We start from the raw sequence: 16,300 nt of genomic DNA, 5'->3' as shown, positions 1-16,300 counted from the left end.
CCTGCACAACAACGACAGGCCGAACCTGTCCCAAGGTGACATATGTCCAACAGCAACATTGGCAACAAGCAACCTTCCCTGCGCAAACCCGTCGTCCTGATGACCATGGGCAGCCAAGAGCGCAAAGGCCATGACTATCAAGTCATGACCCACAAATACATCACGCCGCTGGTCGAGTTCTCCGATTGCGTTCCGGTACTGGTGCCCACCTGCTGCGGCACTGAAGACCTCGAGCCCTACCTGGACATGGCCGACGGCGTGTACCTGACCGGCGCTGGCAGCAACATCGACCCGGCCCTGTATGGCCAGGAAAACCAGACCCCAGGCAAGGGCCAGGACCAGAACCGCGACCTGTTCGACATCCCGCTGGTCAAGGCGGCGATCAAGCGTGGCCTGCCAATCTTCGGCATCTGCCGTGGCATGCAGGAAATCAACGTCGCCCTGGGCGGCGACATCTACCAGAAGGTGTACGCCGAGCCGGGCTTCAACGACCACCGGGAAAACCCGGAAGACCCGGTTGAAGTGCAATACGCTCAGGTTCATGGCGTAAAAATCCAGCCAGGCAGCTGGCTGCAGGACACCCTGGGTACCGACGAGATTCGCGTCAACTCGTTGCATGGCCAAGGCCTGCGCAAGCTCGGCGCTGGCATCGAAGCCATCGCCCACGCCGAAGACGGCCTGGTCGAGGCCATTCACGCCCCGAGCATTTCGCCGTTCCTGTTCGCCGTGCAGTGGCACCCGGAATGGCAAGCGGCGAAAAACCCTGATTCGATCAAGATCTTCCAGGCATTCGGCGATGCTTGCCGCGCCCAGGTACGCAAGGCGCAGATCAAGCGCCAGCACGCTGCCTGACCTACCGTTTCCTCTGCTTTGATCGCGGGGTGGCGCAAGGCCGCCCCCGTTTCCCCGGTCACCCTCTGCTGGTCCCAGAACACTTCCCGTGGATGCGGGCGGCGGGCTTGTGCCTGTCTCCGCGATCGTTTTTCCCTCCCCTCTCAAGAGATACGATGACTGATTGTGATTGGTCTGCCATCGGTGTCTTCGGCTCCTTCTGCTGTAACCCGCGAAGACGCCAGTACAGAATTAACCCTTCCCTCCTGCACCGCCGCAAAAAAATCTCGCAAAGGGACTAGTCATCGTACAAGTTGTACGATAACTTACCTCCACCGCAGAACAACACCCTTCACCCAAGCGCCACAGGATGCCTAGAACAATGACTCCACAAGAACTGAAATCCATCCTCTCCCACGGCCTGCTGTCTTTCCCGGTCACCGACTTCAACGCCCAGGGCGATTTCAACCAGGCTGGCTACATCAAACGCCTGGAATGGCTGGCCCCGTATGGCGCCAGTGCCCTGTTCGCCGCTGGCGGCACCGGTGAGTTCTTCTCCCTGGCTGCCAGCGAATACAGCCAGGTGATCAAGACCGCCGTCGACACCTGTGCTACTTCGGTACCGATTCTCGCCGGCGTGGGTGGCTCCACCCGCCAGGCCATTGAATACGCCCAGGAAGCCGAGCGCCTGGGTGCCAAAGGCCTGCTGCTGCTGCCGCACTACCTGACCGAAGCCAGCCAGGATGGCGTTGCCGCCCACGTAGAAGCGGTGTGCAAATCGGTAAAAATCGGCGTGGTGGTGTACAACCGCAACGTCTGCCGCCTGAACGCCGACCTGCTGGAAAAACTGGCCGAGCGCTGCCCGAACCTGATCGGTTACAAAGACGGCCTGGGTGATATCGAGCTGATGGTGTCGATCCGTCGCCGCCTGGGCGACCGCTTCAGCTACCTGGGTGGGCTGCCGACCGCCGAAGTGTATGCTGCTGCCTACAAGGCCCTGGGCGTACCGGTGTACTCCTCCGCCGTGTTCAACTTCGTGCCGAAGACCGCCATGGACTTCTACAACGCCATCGCCCGTGACGACCACGCCGCCGTGGCCAAGCTGATCGACGATTTCTTCCTGCCGTACCTGGACATCCGTAACCGCAAAGCCGGCTACGCCGTCAGCATCGTCAAGGCCGGCGCCAAAATTGCCGGTTACGACGCAGGCCCGGTGCGCACGCCGCTGACCGACCTGACTGCCGAAGAGTACGAAATGCTCGCAGCCCTGATGGACAAGATGGGTCCGCAATAAGCGCACCCCTGCGGCCTGCCCTTGCCGCACCCGGAGTGGGAAGCCCCACTCCGGTTACAATTCGTGAGCCCGCACAAAAATAACTAGTGGGAGTATTACCAGCATGCAAGCGACTAAGAAGACGCATGTGCGCTACCTGATCCTGTTCATGCTGTTTCTGGTGACCACGATCAACTATGCCGACCGCGCTACCATTGCAATCGCAGGTTCCAGCCTGCAGAAAGACCTCGGCATTGACGCCGTAACCCTCGGTTATATCTTCTCCGCCTTCGGATGGGCTTACGTAGCTGGCCAGATTCCTGGTGGCTGGCTGCTCGATCGTTTCGGTTCCAAGAACGTCTACGCCTTCAGCATCTTCACCTGGTCGCTGTTCACCCTGTTGCAGGGTTTTGTCGGTGGCCTTCCGGTTGCCTGGGCCGTAGTGACCCTCTTCACCCTGCGCTTCCTGGTTGGTTTCGCCGAAGCCCCGTCGTTCCCGGGCAACGCGCGCATCGTCGCCGCCTGGTTCCCCACACAGGAGCGTGGCACGGCCTCGGCCATCTTCAACTCGGCACAGTACTTCGCCACTGCACTGTTCGCGCCGATCATGGGCTGGATCGTGTTCAGCTTCGGCTGGGAGCATGTGTTCGTGGTCATGGGCGCACTGGGCATCGTGTTCTCCATGGTATGGCTGAAGACCATCCACAACCCGCGCCAACACCCCCGCATCAGCCAAAGCGAGCTTGAACACATCGAGCAGAACGGCGGCCTGGTGGACATGGACCAGAAGCGCGGCAACGACGGCCCGAAATGGGGCTACATCAAGCAGCTACTGACCAGCCGCATGCTGCTGGGCGTGTACCTGGGCCAATACTGCATCAACGCCATCACCTATTTCTTCCTCACCTGGTTCCCGGTGTACCTGGTGCAGGAGCGCGGCATGACCATCCTCAAGGCGGGCTTCATCGCCTCGCTGCCGGCGGTCTGCGGCTTCATTGGTGGCGTGCTGGGTGGCGTGATCTCGGACTGGCTGCTGCGCCGTGGCAACTCGCTGACCTTCTCGCGCAAACTGCCGATCGTCTGCGGCCTGTTGCTGTCGACCACCATGGTGTTCTGCAACTATGTAGACGCCGAATGGATGGTGGTCGGCTTCATGACCCTGGCGTTCTTCGGCAAAGGCATTGGCGCGCTGGGCTGGGCGGTGGTGGCGGACACCTCGCCCAAGCAGATCGCCGGACTGTCAGGTGGCCTGTTCAACACCTTCGGCAACATCGCCTCGATCACCACCCCGATCGTGATCGGCTACATCATCAGCGCCACCGGCTCGTTCAAGTGGGCGCTGGTGTATGTAGGTGCCAACGCCTTGGTGGCGGTGTTCAGCTACCTGGTGATCGTTGGCCCGATCAAACGCATCGAGCTGCGCGACGATGCCCCAAAGCCACAGGCTGAGCCTGCCGCCAACAGCGAACTGGCCAGCTCGCGCCACTGAGTGAACACGCCCGCGCCGGTTAACCGGTGCGGGCGGATGTACAAAAAGCCTGAGAACCTGACAAGTAGGGCCCAAACATGCAGTTGATCGAACATTCCGACTCGCCCCGCTACGTCCGCCTGCATGACGACGATAACGTCGTCGTGGTTGTAAACGACGGCGGCCTGGGCGAAGGCGCCCGTTTCGCCGATGGCCTGACCTTGGTCGAAGGCGTGCCACAAAGCCACAAGGTGGCCACCGTGACCATCGCCAAGGGCGAACCCGTGCGCCGCTACGGGCAAATCATCGGCTATGCGCTGGAAGACCTGCGCCAAGGCAGCTGGGTGCAGGAAAGCCAACTGGCCATGCCGTCCGCCCCGGAGCTGGACAGCCTGCCGCGCTGCGACGCTGTCCCGCAGCCCTTGCCGCCGCTGGAAGGCTTCACATTCGAAGGCTACCGCAACGCAGACGGTACCGTCGGTACCCGCAACATCCTCGGCATTACCACCACCGTGCAATGCGTGACCGGCGTGCTCGAACACGCAGTGAAGCGCATCCGCAGCGAACTACTGCCCAAATACCCCAACGTCGATGACGTGGTGGCCATCACCCACAGCTACGGCTGCGGCGTGGCGATCAACGCACGCGACGCCTACATCCCGATCCGCACCGTGCGCAACCTGGCGCGCAACCCCAACCTGGGCGGCGAGGCGCTGGTCATCAGCCTGGGCTGCGAAAAACTGCAGGCCGGCCAGGTGATGCACGACAACGACCCGTCGGTGGACCTCAGCGACCCGTGGCTGTACCGCCTGCAGGACGCCAGCCTGGGCTTTGTGGAAATGATCGAACAGATCATGGCACTGGCCGAAACCCGACTGAAGAAACTCGACCAGCGCCGACGCGAAACCGTACCTGCCAGCGAGCTGATCCTTGGCATGCAGTGCGGCGGCAGCGACGCCTTCTCGGGCATTACCGCCAACCCGGCACTGGGCTACGCGTCCGACCTGCTGGTACGCGCCGGCGCCACCGTGCTGTTCTCGGAGGTGACCGAAGTACGCGACGCCATTTACATGCTGACCTCTCGCGCCGAAAACCAGGATGTTGCCGGTGCCCTGATACGCGAAATGGACTGGTACGACCGTTATCTGGAGCAAGGTGCGGCCGACCGCAGCGCCAACACCACGCCGGGCAACAAGAAAGGCGGCCTGTCCAATATCGTCGAGAAGTCGCTGGGTTCGATCGTCAAGTCCGGCAGCGGCGCCATTCAGGGCGTGCTTGGCCCAGGCGAGCGAGTTACGCGCAAGGGCCTGATTTTCTGCGCCACCCCGGCCAGCGACTTCGTCTGCGGCACCCTGCAACTGGCTGCCGGCATGAACCTGCATGTATTCACTACCGGCCGTGGCACCCCATACGGCCTCGCCATGGCACCAGTGGTCAAGGTGTGCACCCGCAGCGAACTGGCCCAGCGTTGGCCCGACCTGATCGACATCGACGCCGGGCGCATCGCCACAGGCCGCTCGACCATCGAAGAGCTGGGTTGGGAACTGTTCCACTACTACCTGGACGTGGCCAGCGGCCGCAAGCAGACCTGGGCCGAACAGCACCGGTTGCACAACGACATCACCCTGTTCAACCCGGCACCGATTACTTGATGCCCAAGGCAGCAACCTATCAGACATTCTCTTAACCTACAGGAGCACCCCATGCCTGAAATCCTCGGCCACAACTTCATCGCCGGCCAGCGCAGCGCCGCCGGCCAACAGCGCCTGCAGAGCCTGGACGCCAGCACTGGCGAGGCCCTGCCCTACAGCTTCGCCCAAGCTACCGAAGCCGAAGTGGACCAGGCCGCCACCGCTGCCAAGGCCGCTTTCGCCGAATTCCGCCAATTGAGCCCAGCCCGCCGCGCCGACTTCCTCGATGCGATCGCCGCCGAGCTGGACGAACTGGACGACGCCTTCGTCGCCATCGTCTGCCGCGAAACCGCCCTGCCCGCCGCCCGTATTCAAGGCGAGCGTGGCCGCACCAGCGGCCAGATGCGCCTGTTCGCCCAGGTGCTGCGCCGGGGTGACTTCCTCGGTGCCCGTATCGACCTGGCCCTGCCCGAGCGCCAGCCGCTGCCGCGTGTAGACCTGCGCCAGATGCGCATCGGCGTTGGCCCGGTCGCCGTGTTCGGCGCCAGCAACTTCCCGCTGGCCTTCTCCACCGCCGGTGGCGACACCGCGGCCGCTCTGGCTGCCGGTTGCCCGGTGGTGTTCAAGGCGCACAGCGGCCACATGGCCACCGCCGACCTGGTCGGCTGCGCCATCGTGCGCGCCGCCGAACGTACCGGCATGCCCAAGGGTGTGTTCAACATGGTATTCGGTGGCGGCGTGGGCGAGTGGCTGGTCAAGCACCCGGCCATCCAAGCTGTCGGCTTCACCGGTTCGCTCAACGGTGGCGACGCCCTGTGCCGCATGGCTGCCGAGCGCCCGCAACCCATCCCTGTGTTCGCCGAGATGTCCAGCATCAACCCGGTGATCGTCCTTCCGGGCGCCCTGGCCAAACGTGGCGAGGCCATCGCCCGCGAGCTGGCCGGCTCCGTGTGCATGGGCGCCGGCCAGTTCTGCACCAACCCTGGCATGGTCATCGGCTTGCAATCGCCTCAGTTCAGTCAACTGCTGGCCGACCTTGGCCAGCACCTGAACGCCCAGGCCGGCCAGACCATGCTCAACGCCGGCGGCCTGCGCAGCTACGTCGGCGGTCTGGAGCACCTGCACGCCCACGCGGGTATCGAGCACCTGGCTGGCCAGCCACAGGAAGGCAGCCAGGCCCGCGCCCAGCTGTTCAAGGCCGACGCCAGCCTGCTGGTGAATGCCGACCCGCTGCTGCAGGAAGAAGTGTTCGGCCCAACCACCGTAGCGGTCGAAGTGCAGGACAACGACCAGTTGCGCGCCGCCCTGCTCGGCCTGCGTGGCCAGCTGACCGCGACGCTGATCGGTGAGCAGGAGGACTTCGAGGCCTTTGCCTGGCTGGTGCCGCTGCTGGAGGAGAAGGTCGGGCGCATTCTGGTCAACGGTTACCCGACCGGTGTCGAAGTGTGTGATGCGATGGTCCACGGCGGGCCCTACCCGGCCACCTCCGACGCCCGTGGCACCTCGGTTGGCACATTGGCTATCGACCGCTTCCTGCGCCCGGTGTGCTACCAGAACTACCCGCAGGCGTTGCTGCCTGAAGCCTTGCGCGACGGCAACCCATTGGGTCTGCGCCGTTTGGTCAATGGTCAGTGGAGTGACGCGGCGATCTGAGTGATTGCCTGAAACAAGAAAGCCCCGCGCATGGCGGGGCTTTTCTTTTGGCAGTGTCCGCTGGCAAGAGAAACTTCAGGCCCCTTGCGCCTCAGCCTCTTCATGTACCTGACGCAAGCGCTCCCGGCTATTGCTCAGGTGCATGCGCATGGCCATCTTCGCCCCCTCGCTGTCACGCCGGGCGATTGCTTCATAAATCGCCTCGTGCTCATGCATCAACCGGCTCATGTAATGCGCCTGGTCATCATGGGCCAGCCGCGCCGAATTCACCCGGGTGCGAGGGATGATGCTGGTGCCCAGGTGGTTGATGATATCGGCGAAGTAATGGTTGCCACTGGCCTGTGCAATGCGCAGGTGAAACTGGAAGTCCGCCGACACCGCATCGTTGGCATGGGCCGCCCCTTCGTTGAGCTCATCCAGCGCCGCACGCATGCCTGCCAGCTCTTCATCGCTGCGCCGCTGCGCCGCCAGGCCTGCCGACTCGATCTCCAGGGCAATGCGCAATTCCAGCACTGCCAGCACTTCACGCAGGGTGACCACGGTGGCCGGGTCGATGCGAAAGCCCCCGGTGGCCGGCGCGTCCAGCACGAAGGTACCGATGCCATGACGGGTCTCGACCTGCCCGGCGGCCTGTAGCCGCGAGATCGCCTCACGCACCACGGTGCGGCTGACGCCCTCCTCAGCCATGATCTGCGATTCGGTCGGAAGCTTGTCGCCACGCTTGAGCTGGCCACTGCGAATGCGCTCGGTCAGCACCGTGACCAGTTCCTGGGCCAGACTACGCGGCTTGCGCCGGGTCCTTGCCTGTACCTGCTGCTCTGTCATTGCCCTGTGTTTCACCTTGAAAGATAGCGCTCATCATAGCGCATGCAGTTGTACGATCACATACACCCGGTGCGGTATTTCTTGCTTTCCCTCCCAAGCCACAACTATGAAAAAACTGGAGCAAGTGCTGGCCCAGAGCCTGCGCACGCCTGTACTGTGCGCCTTTGCGCTCACTCATCCATGGAAGGAAAATGCCGCATGAAAACCCTCGACCGTTTATTGCTCGCCAGCGGCCTGCTGATACCCTTCTGGTTGCTGGCAGGTGTGTGGCTCACCGCCCAGGCTTACCCCGGCTATGACCACCTGCAACATGCCATGAGCCAGCTCGGCGCCGTCGGCGCGCCAACCCACAGCTGGTCGCCACTGGTAAACAACTTCCCACTGGCTGCGCTGTTCGCGCTGTTTGCCTGGGGCCTGGCGCGGCGCTGGCGTGGTTCGAAGCTGGCTATGCTGAGTGCGGCCCTGGTGTTGGTGCATGGTGTCGGCAGCCTGGGCACCGGCTGGTTCCCGTGTGACCAAGATTGCGCACCAGCGCAGCCGTCCACCTCACAGCAACTGCATAACCTGTCCGGCCTGCTGATGTTCCTCTCGCTGACCCTGGCCAGTGCGCTGTGGGCGTGGCTGGGCAATCGCATTGCCGGCTCGCGGGCCTTTGCGCTGTTCTCACTGGCCTGTGTGGTGCTGGCGATCATTACCGTCGCACTGATGGGTCAGGCAGCGCAAAACGGCCAGTTGTTCGGCCTGTATCAACGCCTGAACTATGGTGTGTCGGTGATCTGGGTTGCCAGCCTGGCCTGGGCCAGCCTGCGCAAGCCTGCCACCAGCCCGCTGCGCATGGCGGTGATCTGACGGCAAATTGCTGGCCCCCGGTCTTGAAAAGCGAAGGCAAACTTCCTTCCTCTTCATATGCTTAGGACAGCAACATGCGAGTACTTCTAGCAACGTTGGCCGGTTGCCTGCTGGCCACGCTCGCTTTCGGCGCCCAAGCCCGGGCGCCAAGCCAGAACGATCGCCACACCTGCACCTGGGGGGCGCAGATAGCCGCCGAAGCCCAACAGGCCAAGCTTTCCGGGGTCACGCTGTATGCCACGCGAAAGAAGCTGCAGGTACGCAAATTCCCCAAACCGTGGATGCGCATGACCGCCTTCGGTATTACCGAGCAGACCTACAACAGCCGCTCGCGGCTAAAACCGTCGGCAATCAGGCAGACTTACTACGAGCAGTGCGTTCAGCACGCTGTAGCAAGAAGATGATTTGTTATTTATCAAATATTTATGCAATAAACTTTAGACTCAGTCTTGAATAACGACAGGCCACTTCTAGGCCGCCAAGGGGCTTCGGCCTAGAAGCGGTCTTCCAGCCAGGCCTTGAATGCCCCCAGTGCCGCTGTATTCAGGCGCGCGGTCGGCCGCACCAGGTAAATGCCCGCTGCCACTGCGGCAACACCCGCACCAGGCGGTGCTTGCATTTGTTAATCTGATAAAGACATTTGAATAGTGATAAAGCCATTCACCCCATGGATGAACTGCGCAAGATCGACCTCAACCTGCTGCTGGCCCTTCACGCGCTGCTCAGCGAGAAACACGTGACCCGCGCCGCCCTGCGCCTGCACCGCAGCCAGCCGGCGGTAAGCCACGCCCTGGCGCAGTTGCGCAAACACTTCGACGACCCCTTGCTGGTTCGCCAGAACGGCCGCATGGCGCTCACCACACTCGCCCAGTCGCTGGCCAGCCCGCTGCAGGATGCGCTGGGCAGCCTCAACGGCCTGCTCGCCACCCCCCAGTTCGACCCGGCCAAGGCCCAGCGCCGCTTCAGGCTGTCGCTGTCCGACTACTCGTCGCGCATTATCCTGCCACCCCTGATGCGCCATCTGCGCCAGGTCGCACCCGGGGTAGACCTGGCCATCAGCCAGGCCAGCCGCGAAACCATGCTGGCCCAACTGCTCGATGGCGAACTGGACCTGGCCTTGGGCATCTTCCCGGACCGGCCCCAAGGCATCACTACCCAGCCGCTGTTTGCCGACAGCTTCATCAGCGTCGCCGACCGCCAGGTCCTGCCAGCCAGCGGCGGCTTGGCGCTGGAAGACTGGCTGGCGCGCCCGCATGTGCTGATGGCCATGCGCCCGGACGCCTTCGATGAGATTGAACGTGCGCTGGCGGCCCAAGGCTTGCGCCGTCGAATTGCCCTGGCCTTGCCGCACTGGAGCGCAGCGGTGGAGGTATTGGCCGGTACCGACCTAATCCTTACCGTGGCCAGCCGCGCCGTAGGCTCGCTGCACCCGCACACGGCGTTACGCCAGTTCGAACCGCCGCTGGCAATCCCCTCGTTCGACTACCAGCAAGCCTGGCACAGCCGCAAGGACAACGACCCCGGGCATCGCTGGCTACGCGAAACCGTGTGGGCCTGCAGCCAACCGGGGTGCTGATCAACCTTCTGGCTGCTTCACCACCGCTGCGGCACTGGCCGGTGTCGCCGTCGCCCAGGTGCCCTGCACCAGCAGCACGCCACATAAAATCAGCACCACGCCCGCCAGCCTGGCCAGGTTGAGTGGCTTGCCAGTCAACCCCATTACCCCAAAATGGTCGGCCAGCACTGCCGTGATGATCTGCCCTGCCACGACCAGTACCAGGAAGCCCGCAGCCCCCAGCCTTGGGGTAAGTGCAGCAGCACCGGCCACATACAGTGCCCCCAGAACACCCCCTACCCACAACCACCAGGGCCCCTGCAGCGCCTTGCCCATGTCCGGTGCAGGCACCCTCAGAACCAGCAGGGCAACAATCACCACCAGCGAACTCACCGTCAACGAGGTGAACGCCCCCCATAACCAGTGCCCCAATGCCCGGCCTACGGCAGCGTTAGCGGTGGCCTGAAAGGGCAGTACGGCACCGGCAAACAACGCCAGGGCAAGCGGCAGAACCAACAGAAGCATGGATTTACTGAACATGGCCGTGCCTTTTCAACGTGTTGATGACCGCCATCATCGTGCAATGCACCAAGCTGATGGAAATCAAAATCATGCACATGAACTATTCGTAGCATGTATGAAAAACAGACATGCAACGCACTAATTCAACAGCTGTCGCAGCCCTGTAACACAAGCACTGTTGACTTACTAAGGCACCAAGATAAACTGCGCCTTATGAATATTCTTGAGAACAAGCATCACATCATGCTCGACGCACTGGCAGAGGCCCCTGCCGACGCCAGGCAAAGCGTGCGCCTGTGTTTCGAACTGCTGTCCGCGGCTGCGGCAATCAACCGCGTGTGCGCGGTTCGCCTGGCTCGCCATAACTTGTCGGAGGGGCGTTTCGCCATCTTGCTGACGTTGCAAGCGGCTGGCGGACGCTTGTCGCCACTGGAACTGGCGACGCGTCTGGCGATTACTTCGGGCACCGTCACCGGTCTGCTCGACGGCCTGCAAGGCGACGGCTTCATCAAGCGCCGCAAGGATGCCCACGACCGTCGCAAACTGAGCATCAGCCTTACCCCGGCAGGTGTTGCTGTCCTGGACGAGGTGTTTGCCGAACACACCGACTGGATCGGCACGATCATGCACACGCTGGACAACACACAGCGCGAAGCCCTTTCCACCGCGCTGCAGGCACTTTCGGCGAGCCCTGCCTTGGCATTGCCACCCGACAAGGACTGAAGCCAATACACCCGTCAAACCACATGGAGGTGGATGATGTTGCAGAATCAGAGCGTACTGGCACGAATCGGCAGGAAGCCGCGCGTGCACAGCGAGCGCGACCAGGTAAGGCGGCGCCAGGCCTGGCTTGAAGCCTGCCTGCCAGCTGCACTCTACCGGCGGCTGTTCATTCGCCGCCTCTGCAGCCAGCCGCTAGCCATTGAAGGCTTCAGCTTTCGACCGGTGCAGAATCTGTATGAACTCGAGCAGGCCCTGCGCCTGGTCAACGACAGCTATGCCCGTCGCGGCATTGCTACTGTGTGCCGCGCCGGCATGCGCTTCTCACCTTTTCACCTGCTACCTGGCACCACCACGTTCGTGGCACTGAAAGGCGACCAGGTGGTGGGGACCGTGTCACTGATCGAAGACTCGCCGCTCGGTTTGCCGCTCGAAGACGTGCATGTCAACGAAGCGGTGTTGCAACGCCTGGGCGGTGGCCGCCTGGCCGAAGTCGGCACCCTGGCGGTCTGTAGCCACTACAAAGGCAAAGGCGTGCCCCTCATGCTGTACAACGCCATGTTCCGTTGGGCCATGGACCATCGCCGGGTAAATAGCCTGCTGATCGCCGTGCACCCTCGCGCCGCCGGCTTCTACCGCAACGTGCTGTTCTTTTCGCCCATTGGCCCCGTGCAGACCTACACCAAGCTCAACAATGCCCTGTCGCTACCCCTGGCCTTGAACCTGAACCAGGCACGCCAGGTGTTCGCCAAGGTCTACCAGCACCCTGGGCTGGGCTTTACCGTCGAGCAGCAGCACACCGACCTTTTCGACTTTTTCTGCGCACGGCATTTCCCGCACATCCAGTTGCCCGTCGCGCCGCCTCAAACCCACTGGAGCACTGACGAAGTGCTCACCCACATGGCACGTTGCGGCACCTCGCCGCGCCATCTGACGCCGCGGGTACGGCGGGTTCTGCAACTGGATTGAGCAGCCCGCCCCGCGCTCCACACCACACGACTTTCATGGAGGATACGTTCATGGACATGGGATTGCTGCGCGCGATCTACAGGGAAATTACCCTCAGGCACCCCCTGGTGCGCACGCCTGAGCCTGATCTGGTAATGGCTGACGACGCCTGTGTCTCGGCTTACGCCGACAGTGCAGGCCAAGGCCAGGCGCTGTCCGGTACGTACCTGTACCACTGCGCCCAGATGTGCGCGTTGATCAAACCGGGCGATGTCGTGCTGGACATCGGCTGTGGCCCGGCCAGCCTGCTGCTGCAACTGGCCCGCCTGAACCCGAGGGCCGAATTCATCGGCACCGACCTGTCGGCCACCATGCTCGAGGTGGGGCAGGCCTCGATTCGCCAGCAAGGCATCGACAACGTCGAACTGCGCGAGGAAGACATGACTCGCCTGGCCGGTATCGCCGACCGCAGCGTTGACGTGGTGATCTCTTCGATGGCGCTGCATCACTTGGCCGACCTCACTCAACTGGAAGCTACGTTTCGCAACATCGCACGCGTGCTCCGCAATGACCGGGCCATCTACCTGAACGACTTTGGCCGGCTCAAGTCGGTAGAGTCGGTGGACTATTTTGTCAGCCGCGCCAGTGATGGAGCCGACCAGGCCACACTGCTCGACTACCGCAACTCGCTGCTGGCTGCTTTCTCTCTGGAAGAGTTCCAGACCCTTGCCGCCAGTTACCTCGGCCCATGCGCCAAGGTATACAGCACAGCGGTCAGCCCGCTGATGATGGTGATCCGCACCCCCAAGCGGCGCTGTGTGGCAGCGATGAAGGGCGAATTTCGGCGACGCTACCGCGATTTGCCACGCAGCCGCAGGGCCGACGTCGACCAACTGCGCCTGTTCCTTGGCATGGGAGGCCTGGCTAGTGCGTTCTGAGCCGCAGGGGCTACAAGCCGCCTTGGCAGCCTGGCGCGCGGTGCTGGGTGACGCCCATGTCCAGAATGACGCCAGCACGCTGTGCCAGCTGAAGCAGGACACCATGCGCTCGCCCGCCCATGCCAGTGCCAGACTCAGGCCAGCCAACAGCGAGCAGGTAGCCGCCTGCCTGGCCATTGCACACCTGCACGGTGTCGCGGTGCAGCCGGTAAGCACAGGCCACAACTGGGGCTATGGCGGCGTGGCAACGCTTCACGAGCACTGCGTGCAACTTGACCTGTCGCGCATGGACAAGATCCTTGCCTTCGACGAGGCTCTGGGCGTGGTCACCCTTGAACCAGGCGTTACTCAGGCCGCGCTGGCCGATTACCTGGCCAGTCGCAACCTGCCATTCCTTACGCCAGTCACCGGCGCAGGGCCCACCTGCAGTGTGTTGGCCAACGCGCTGGAGCGCGGCTTTGGCATCACACCGTTAACGGACCACTGGCAAGCCGTCATGGGCCTTGAAGCCATTCTGCCCGATGGCCAACGCTATCGCTCGCCGATGTGGGCAACGGGCACCACCGCCTGCTTCAAGTGGGGCATCGGCCCCTACCTGGACGGCCTGTTCAGCCAGAGCGGGCTGGGGGTGGTGACACAAATGTCGATCGCCTTGGTCAAGCGCCCACAGGTCGTGCAACCGTTCTATTTCTGGGTGGACTCGGCAGCACAGCTCCCGGCCGCCCTCGATGGCATCAAGCGCATTCTGGAACGTTGCGCCAGCCAGGTGGGCGGCATCAACCTGATGAACAGCACGCGTCTGCTAAGCATGGCCTACGACACCCGGCCCCTTACCCAACTGAATCAGGCCGAACGCAACGCCGCCGCGCAATCGCTGGCATTGCCCGCCTGGATGGGGGTAGGTTCGATCTACTGCGAACAGGCGCAGCTGGCTTCGCTCAAGGGCATCATCCGCAGCGAACTGCGGCGGTTCTGCAGCCGTTACCTGTTCCGCAGCCAACGCCAGCTGGCGCTGGCTGAGCGTGCCTTGCGTCTGCTGCCGGGGGCCTGGTCCAGGCATTGGCAACTGACCTTGAGCAAACTGCGCATGGGCGTTGAACTGATGGAAGGCCAGCCGAACCAGGTGGCACTGCCGCTGGCTTACGCCGCAGGTGCGCAACCGCAGCAAGGCGCCTTGCTCGACCCGGCCCGGGACAACTGCGGCCTGATCTGGTACGCGCCTATCCTGCCCCTGCGCAGCCAGCAGGTAGCCACCTTCGTCTCGCACATGGAACAGGCTTGCGAAACCCATCGCATGCCCTGCCCGGTTACCCTCACCACCTTGTCGGGCCGCGCAATCGACTGCACCGTGCCGTTACTGTTCGACCGCAACGATGCCCCCGCCAGCAGCCGCGCCGAAGACTGCTACCGGCAGTTGTTCCGCACGGGCAAACAGCAAGGCGTACTGCCCTATCGGCTTCCCCTGGCCTTCATGGGCTTGCTGAGCGAAACACAAGCGCCTGCCTGGCAACTCGGGCAGCGCATCAAGGATGCGCTGGACCCAGAGCACCTGCTCGCGCCAGGGCGTTATTGCCCATTGGCGCCAGCCCTCCACTGCCAACCTGCTGTGATGGAGCCTCAGCAATGACTGATGATCGCAAGTCCCTGATCGACCTTGGCCAACTGCCAACCCGCAACCTGGCCGAATGCCTGGCCGTGGACCAGGTGACACTGGCCAATGCCCTGGCCACCCGGTTACCTGCGGCGCTGGTCGAGCAACTGGCTGCCTGCGCTGACCAGGTTCAGACGCTGGGCCTGTCAAAAAAGGTTGCAGCCATCGGCCTGGCGCTGGGCCAATGGCTGGAACATGCACCCGCCCCCCTGCGCCAGGAGGTGTTCGAGCAATGCTGTGCGCACCCGTCCGACACCGTACGCAGCTGGGCAGCCTTCGCTCAGGCACACCTTTCGCGCACGCTGCCTGCACAAGACGCCCTGCTGGCGCAGTTGCGCTTCGCCCGCGATGAGCATTTCGGTGTACGCGAATGGGCCTGGATTGCCCTGCGCCCACGCCTGGCACAGCAGCTGGACACCGCCATGCCGTTGCTCAGCCGCTACGCAGGCGACGCAGACCCGCTGGTGCGACGCTTTTGTATCGAAATCCTGCGCCCACGTGGCGTCTGGTGTGAGCACATAGCCGCGCTCAAAGAACAACCGGAAGTGGCCGAGCCGTTGCTCGTGCCGCTGTTGGCCGAGGCTGAAAAGTACGCCCAGGACTCGGTCGCCAACTGGCTTAACGATGCCAGCAAAACCCGACCCGATTGGGTGCTCCAGCTGTTCCAGCGCTACCCCCCCGGCTGCAAGGCCTCGCAGCGAATCCACACCCGGGCAACCCGAAGCCTGCCCCAGTGAATCACCACAAGGAGAGAAGCATGTCACTCAAGGAAAAACTCGACGCCATCAAACAGCAGATGGGCCAACTGCCCGCCGACGTGCTGGAAAAATTCAGCACGTCGCTACAGGCCTTGATCGCACGCCACCCCGAAGCCCATGCGCTGAAAGCCGGCGACCGCGCACCACTGGCCGTGTTGGAGGATGCCGATGGCAAGGCGGTAGACCTGCATGCCTTGCTGGCACGCGGCCCATTGGTGCTGGTTTTCTATCGCGGCCTGTGGTGCCCGTTCTGCAATGCCGCGCTTGGCGAGTACCAGCAGATGGTGGGTGACCTGGCCGTCAGCGGTGCCACCTTGGTGGCTGTCTCCGCCCAGAGCCCTGCCGCCACCCAAAAAACCCGCGAAGCCCTGGGGGTGCGCTATCAACTGTTGAGCGACCCCGGCAACCAGCTGGCACGCCAGTACGGCATCGTCTTCGAACTGGAACCGGAGCTCGAGGCGGTGTACCGCTCGCTCGGTGCAGACCTCAAGGCCCTCAATGCCAGCGACGACCTCAGTTTGCCGATGGCCAGCGCATTCGTCATCGGCCAGGACGGCCGCATACGCCGGGCGTTCATCAATGTCGACTACTCCGAGCGCGCCGAACCCCAGGCACTGATCGAAGCCGCCAGCCACTGAGTGCCACTCCCCGGCACCGGTTTTCCCGGTGCCCCACCCC

16 protein-coding genes and 1 pseudogene are annotated in these 16,300 nt (G+C 63.1%); 14 read left to right on the top strand and 3 right to left on the bottom strand.

The features are described from left to right. The first annotated feature begins 42 nt into the window (after positions 1 to 42). The 5 genes from D906_RS23195 (at position 43) to D906_RS23175 (ending at position 6,856) form a co-directional block, all read left to right on the top strand. On the top strand, positions 43 to 852 hold the full coding sequence (locus D906_RS23195; RefSeq protein WP_027614947.1) for a gamma-glutamyl-gamma-aminobutyrate hydrolase family protein: 810 nt from the start codon (positions 43 to 45) through the stop codon (positions 850 to 852). Between the two features lie 361 nt (positions 853 to 1,213). Further along, positions 1,214 to 2,125 carry a 5-dehydro-4-deoxyglucarate dehydratase gene (gene kdgD / locus D906_RS23190; protein WP_016713836.1) on the top strand — a complete coding sequence of 304 codons (912 nt, stop codon included), beginning with the start codon at positions 1,214 to 1,216 and terminating at the stop codon, positions 2,123 to 2,125. Between the two features lie 103 nt (positions 2,126 to 2,228). Then, positions 2,229 to 3,593 carry an MFS transporter gene (locus D906_RS23185; protein ID WP_019098352.1) on the top strand — a complete coding sequence of 455 codons (1,365 nt, stop codon included), beginning with the start codon at positions 2,229 to 2,231 and terminating at the stop codon, positions 3,591 to 3,593. A gap of 77 nt (positions 3,594 to 3,670) precedes the next feature. Next, positions 3,671 to 5,224 (top strand): galactarate dehydratase, encoded by a 1,554-nt coding sequence (gene garD / locus D906_RS23180; RefSeq protein ID WP_025752604.1) that lies wholly within the window; start codon positions 3,671 to 3,673, stop codon positions 5,222 to 5,224. Positions 5,225 to 5,275: 51 nt separating this feature from the next. Continuing rightward, a complete protein-coding gene (locus D906_RS23175; RefSeq protein WP_027614948.1) occupies positions 5,276 to 6,856 on the top strand; it encodes an aldehyde dehydrogenase (NADP(+)) in 1,581 nt (526 codons plus the stop codon). Between the two features lie 75 nt (positions 6,857 to 6,931). On the opposite strand, the gene D906_RS23170 is transcribed toward D906_RS23175, so the two are convergent. Next, positions 6,932 to 7,681, bottom strand: coding sequence for a FadR/GntR family transcriptional regulator (locus tag D906_RS23170; protein ID WP_019099577.1), 750 nt, complete (start codon positions 7,679 to 7,681; stop codon positions 6,932 to 6,934). Positions 7,682 to 7,879: 198 nt separating this feature from the next. On the opposite strand from D906_RS23170, the gene D906_RS23165 reads away from it, so the two are divergent. Beyond that, positions 7,880 to 8,530 carry a DUF998 domain-containing protein gene (locus tag D906_RS23165; RefSeq protein WP_027614949.1) on the top strand — a complete coding sequence of 217 codons (651 nt, stop codon included), beginning with the start codon at positions 7,880 to 7,882 and terminating at the stop codon, positions 8,528 to 8,530. A 74-nt stretch (positions 8,531 to 8,604) separates the two neighbouring features. Continuing rightward, positions 8,605 to 8,934 carry a hypothetical protein gene (locus tag D906_RS23160; RefSeq protein WP_016713830.1) on the top strand — a complete coding sequence of 110 codons (330 nt, stop codon included), beginning with the start codon at positions 8,605 to 8,607 and terminating at the stop codon, positions 8,932 to 8,934. Positions 8,935 to 9,023: 89 nt separating this feature from the next. On the opposite strand, the pseudogene D906_RS23155 reads toward D906_RS23160, so the two are convergent. Beyond that, a pseudogene (locus D906_RS23155) lies at positions 9,024 to 9,139 on the bottom strand (LysR family transcriptional regulator); the annotation flags it as partial. Between the two features lie 58 nt (positions 9,140 to 9,197). On the opposite strand from D906_RS23155, the gene D906_RS23150 reads away from it, so the two are divergent. Then, complete coding sequence (locus D906_RS23150) at positions 9,198 to 10,106, top strand: LysR family transcriptional regulator (protein ID WP_025752611.1); 909 nt, start codon at positions 9,198 to 9,200, stop codon at positions 10,104 to 10,106. Here the strand turns inward: D906_RS23150 and D906_RS23145 are convergent, their stop codons facing one another. After that, the gene (locus D906_RS23145; protein WP_027608904.1) at positions 10,107 to 10,625 is read right to left on the bottom strand and encodes a DMT family transporter; all 519 of its coding nucleotides are present in this window, start codon (positions 10,623 to 10,625) and stop codon (positions 10,107 to 10,109) included. A gap of 195 nt (positions 10,626 to 10,820) precedes the next feature. Between D906_RS23145 and D906_RS23140 the strand changes: the two genes are divergently transcribed. From D906_RS23140 to D906_RS23115, 6 genes are read left to right on the top strand one after another with little or no spacing between them, the layout of a single operon-like run. Further along, on the top strand, positions 10,821 to 11,330 hold the full coding sequence (locus D906_RS23140; protein WP_027614950.1) for a MarR family winged helix-turn-helix transcriptional regulator: 510 nt from the start codon (positions 10,821 to 10,823) through the stop codon (positions 11,328 to 11,330). Positions 11,331 to 11,366: 36 nt separating this feature from the next. Next, entirely contained in the window at positions 11,367 to 12,296 is a 930-nt protein-coding gene (locus tag D906_RS23135) for a GNAT family N-acetyltransferase (protein ID WP_019099571.1), read from the top strand. 50 nt (positions 12,297 to 12,346) lie between these two features. Continuing rightward, the gene (locus D906_RS23130; protein ID WP_019099570.1) at positions 12,347 to 13,213 is read left to right on the top strand and encodes a class I SAM-dependent methyltransferase; all 867 of its coding nucleotides are present in this window, start codon (positions 12,347 to 12,349) and stop codon (positions 13,211 to 13,213) included. After that, positions 13,203 to 14,840, top strand: a complete 1,638-nt coding sequence (locus tag D906_RS23125) for an FAD-binding oxidoreductase (RefSeq protein ID WP_027614951.1) — start codon at positions 13,203 to 13,205, stop codon at positions 14,838 to 14,840. The genes D906_RS23130 and D906_RS23125 overlap by 11 nt, the downstream gene beginning before the upstream one ends. Next, positions 14,837 to 15,601 (top strand): hypothetical protein, encoded by a 765-nt coding sequence (locus tag D906_RS23120; RefSeq protein WP_025752615.1) that lies wholly within the window; start codon positions 14,837 to 14,839, stop codon positions 15,599 to 15,601. The genes D906_RS23125 and D906_RS23120 overlap by 4 nt, the downstream gene beginning before the upstream one ends. 20 nt (positions 15,602 to 15,621) lie before the next feature. Next, a complete protein-coding gene (locus D906_RS23115; RefSeq protein ID WP_016713821.1) occupies positions 15,622 to 16,260 on the top strand; it encodes a peroxiredoxin-like family protein in 639 nt (212 codons plus the stop codon). Positions 16,261 to 16,300 lie beyond the last annotated feature (40 nt).

This window comes from Pseudomonas sp. LAIL14HWK12:I1 (genome assembly GCF_003202095.1).
In the GTDB taxonomy this organism is placed as follows: domain Bacteria; phylum Pseudomonadota; class Gammaproteobacteria; order Pseudomonadales; family Pseudomonadaceae; genus Aquipseudomonas; species Aquipseudomonas monteilii.
This window is presented reverse-complemented; position numbering and strand designations above follow the sequence as displayed.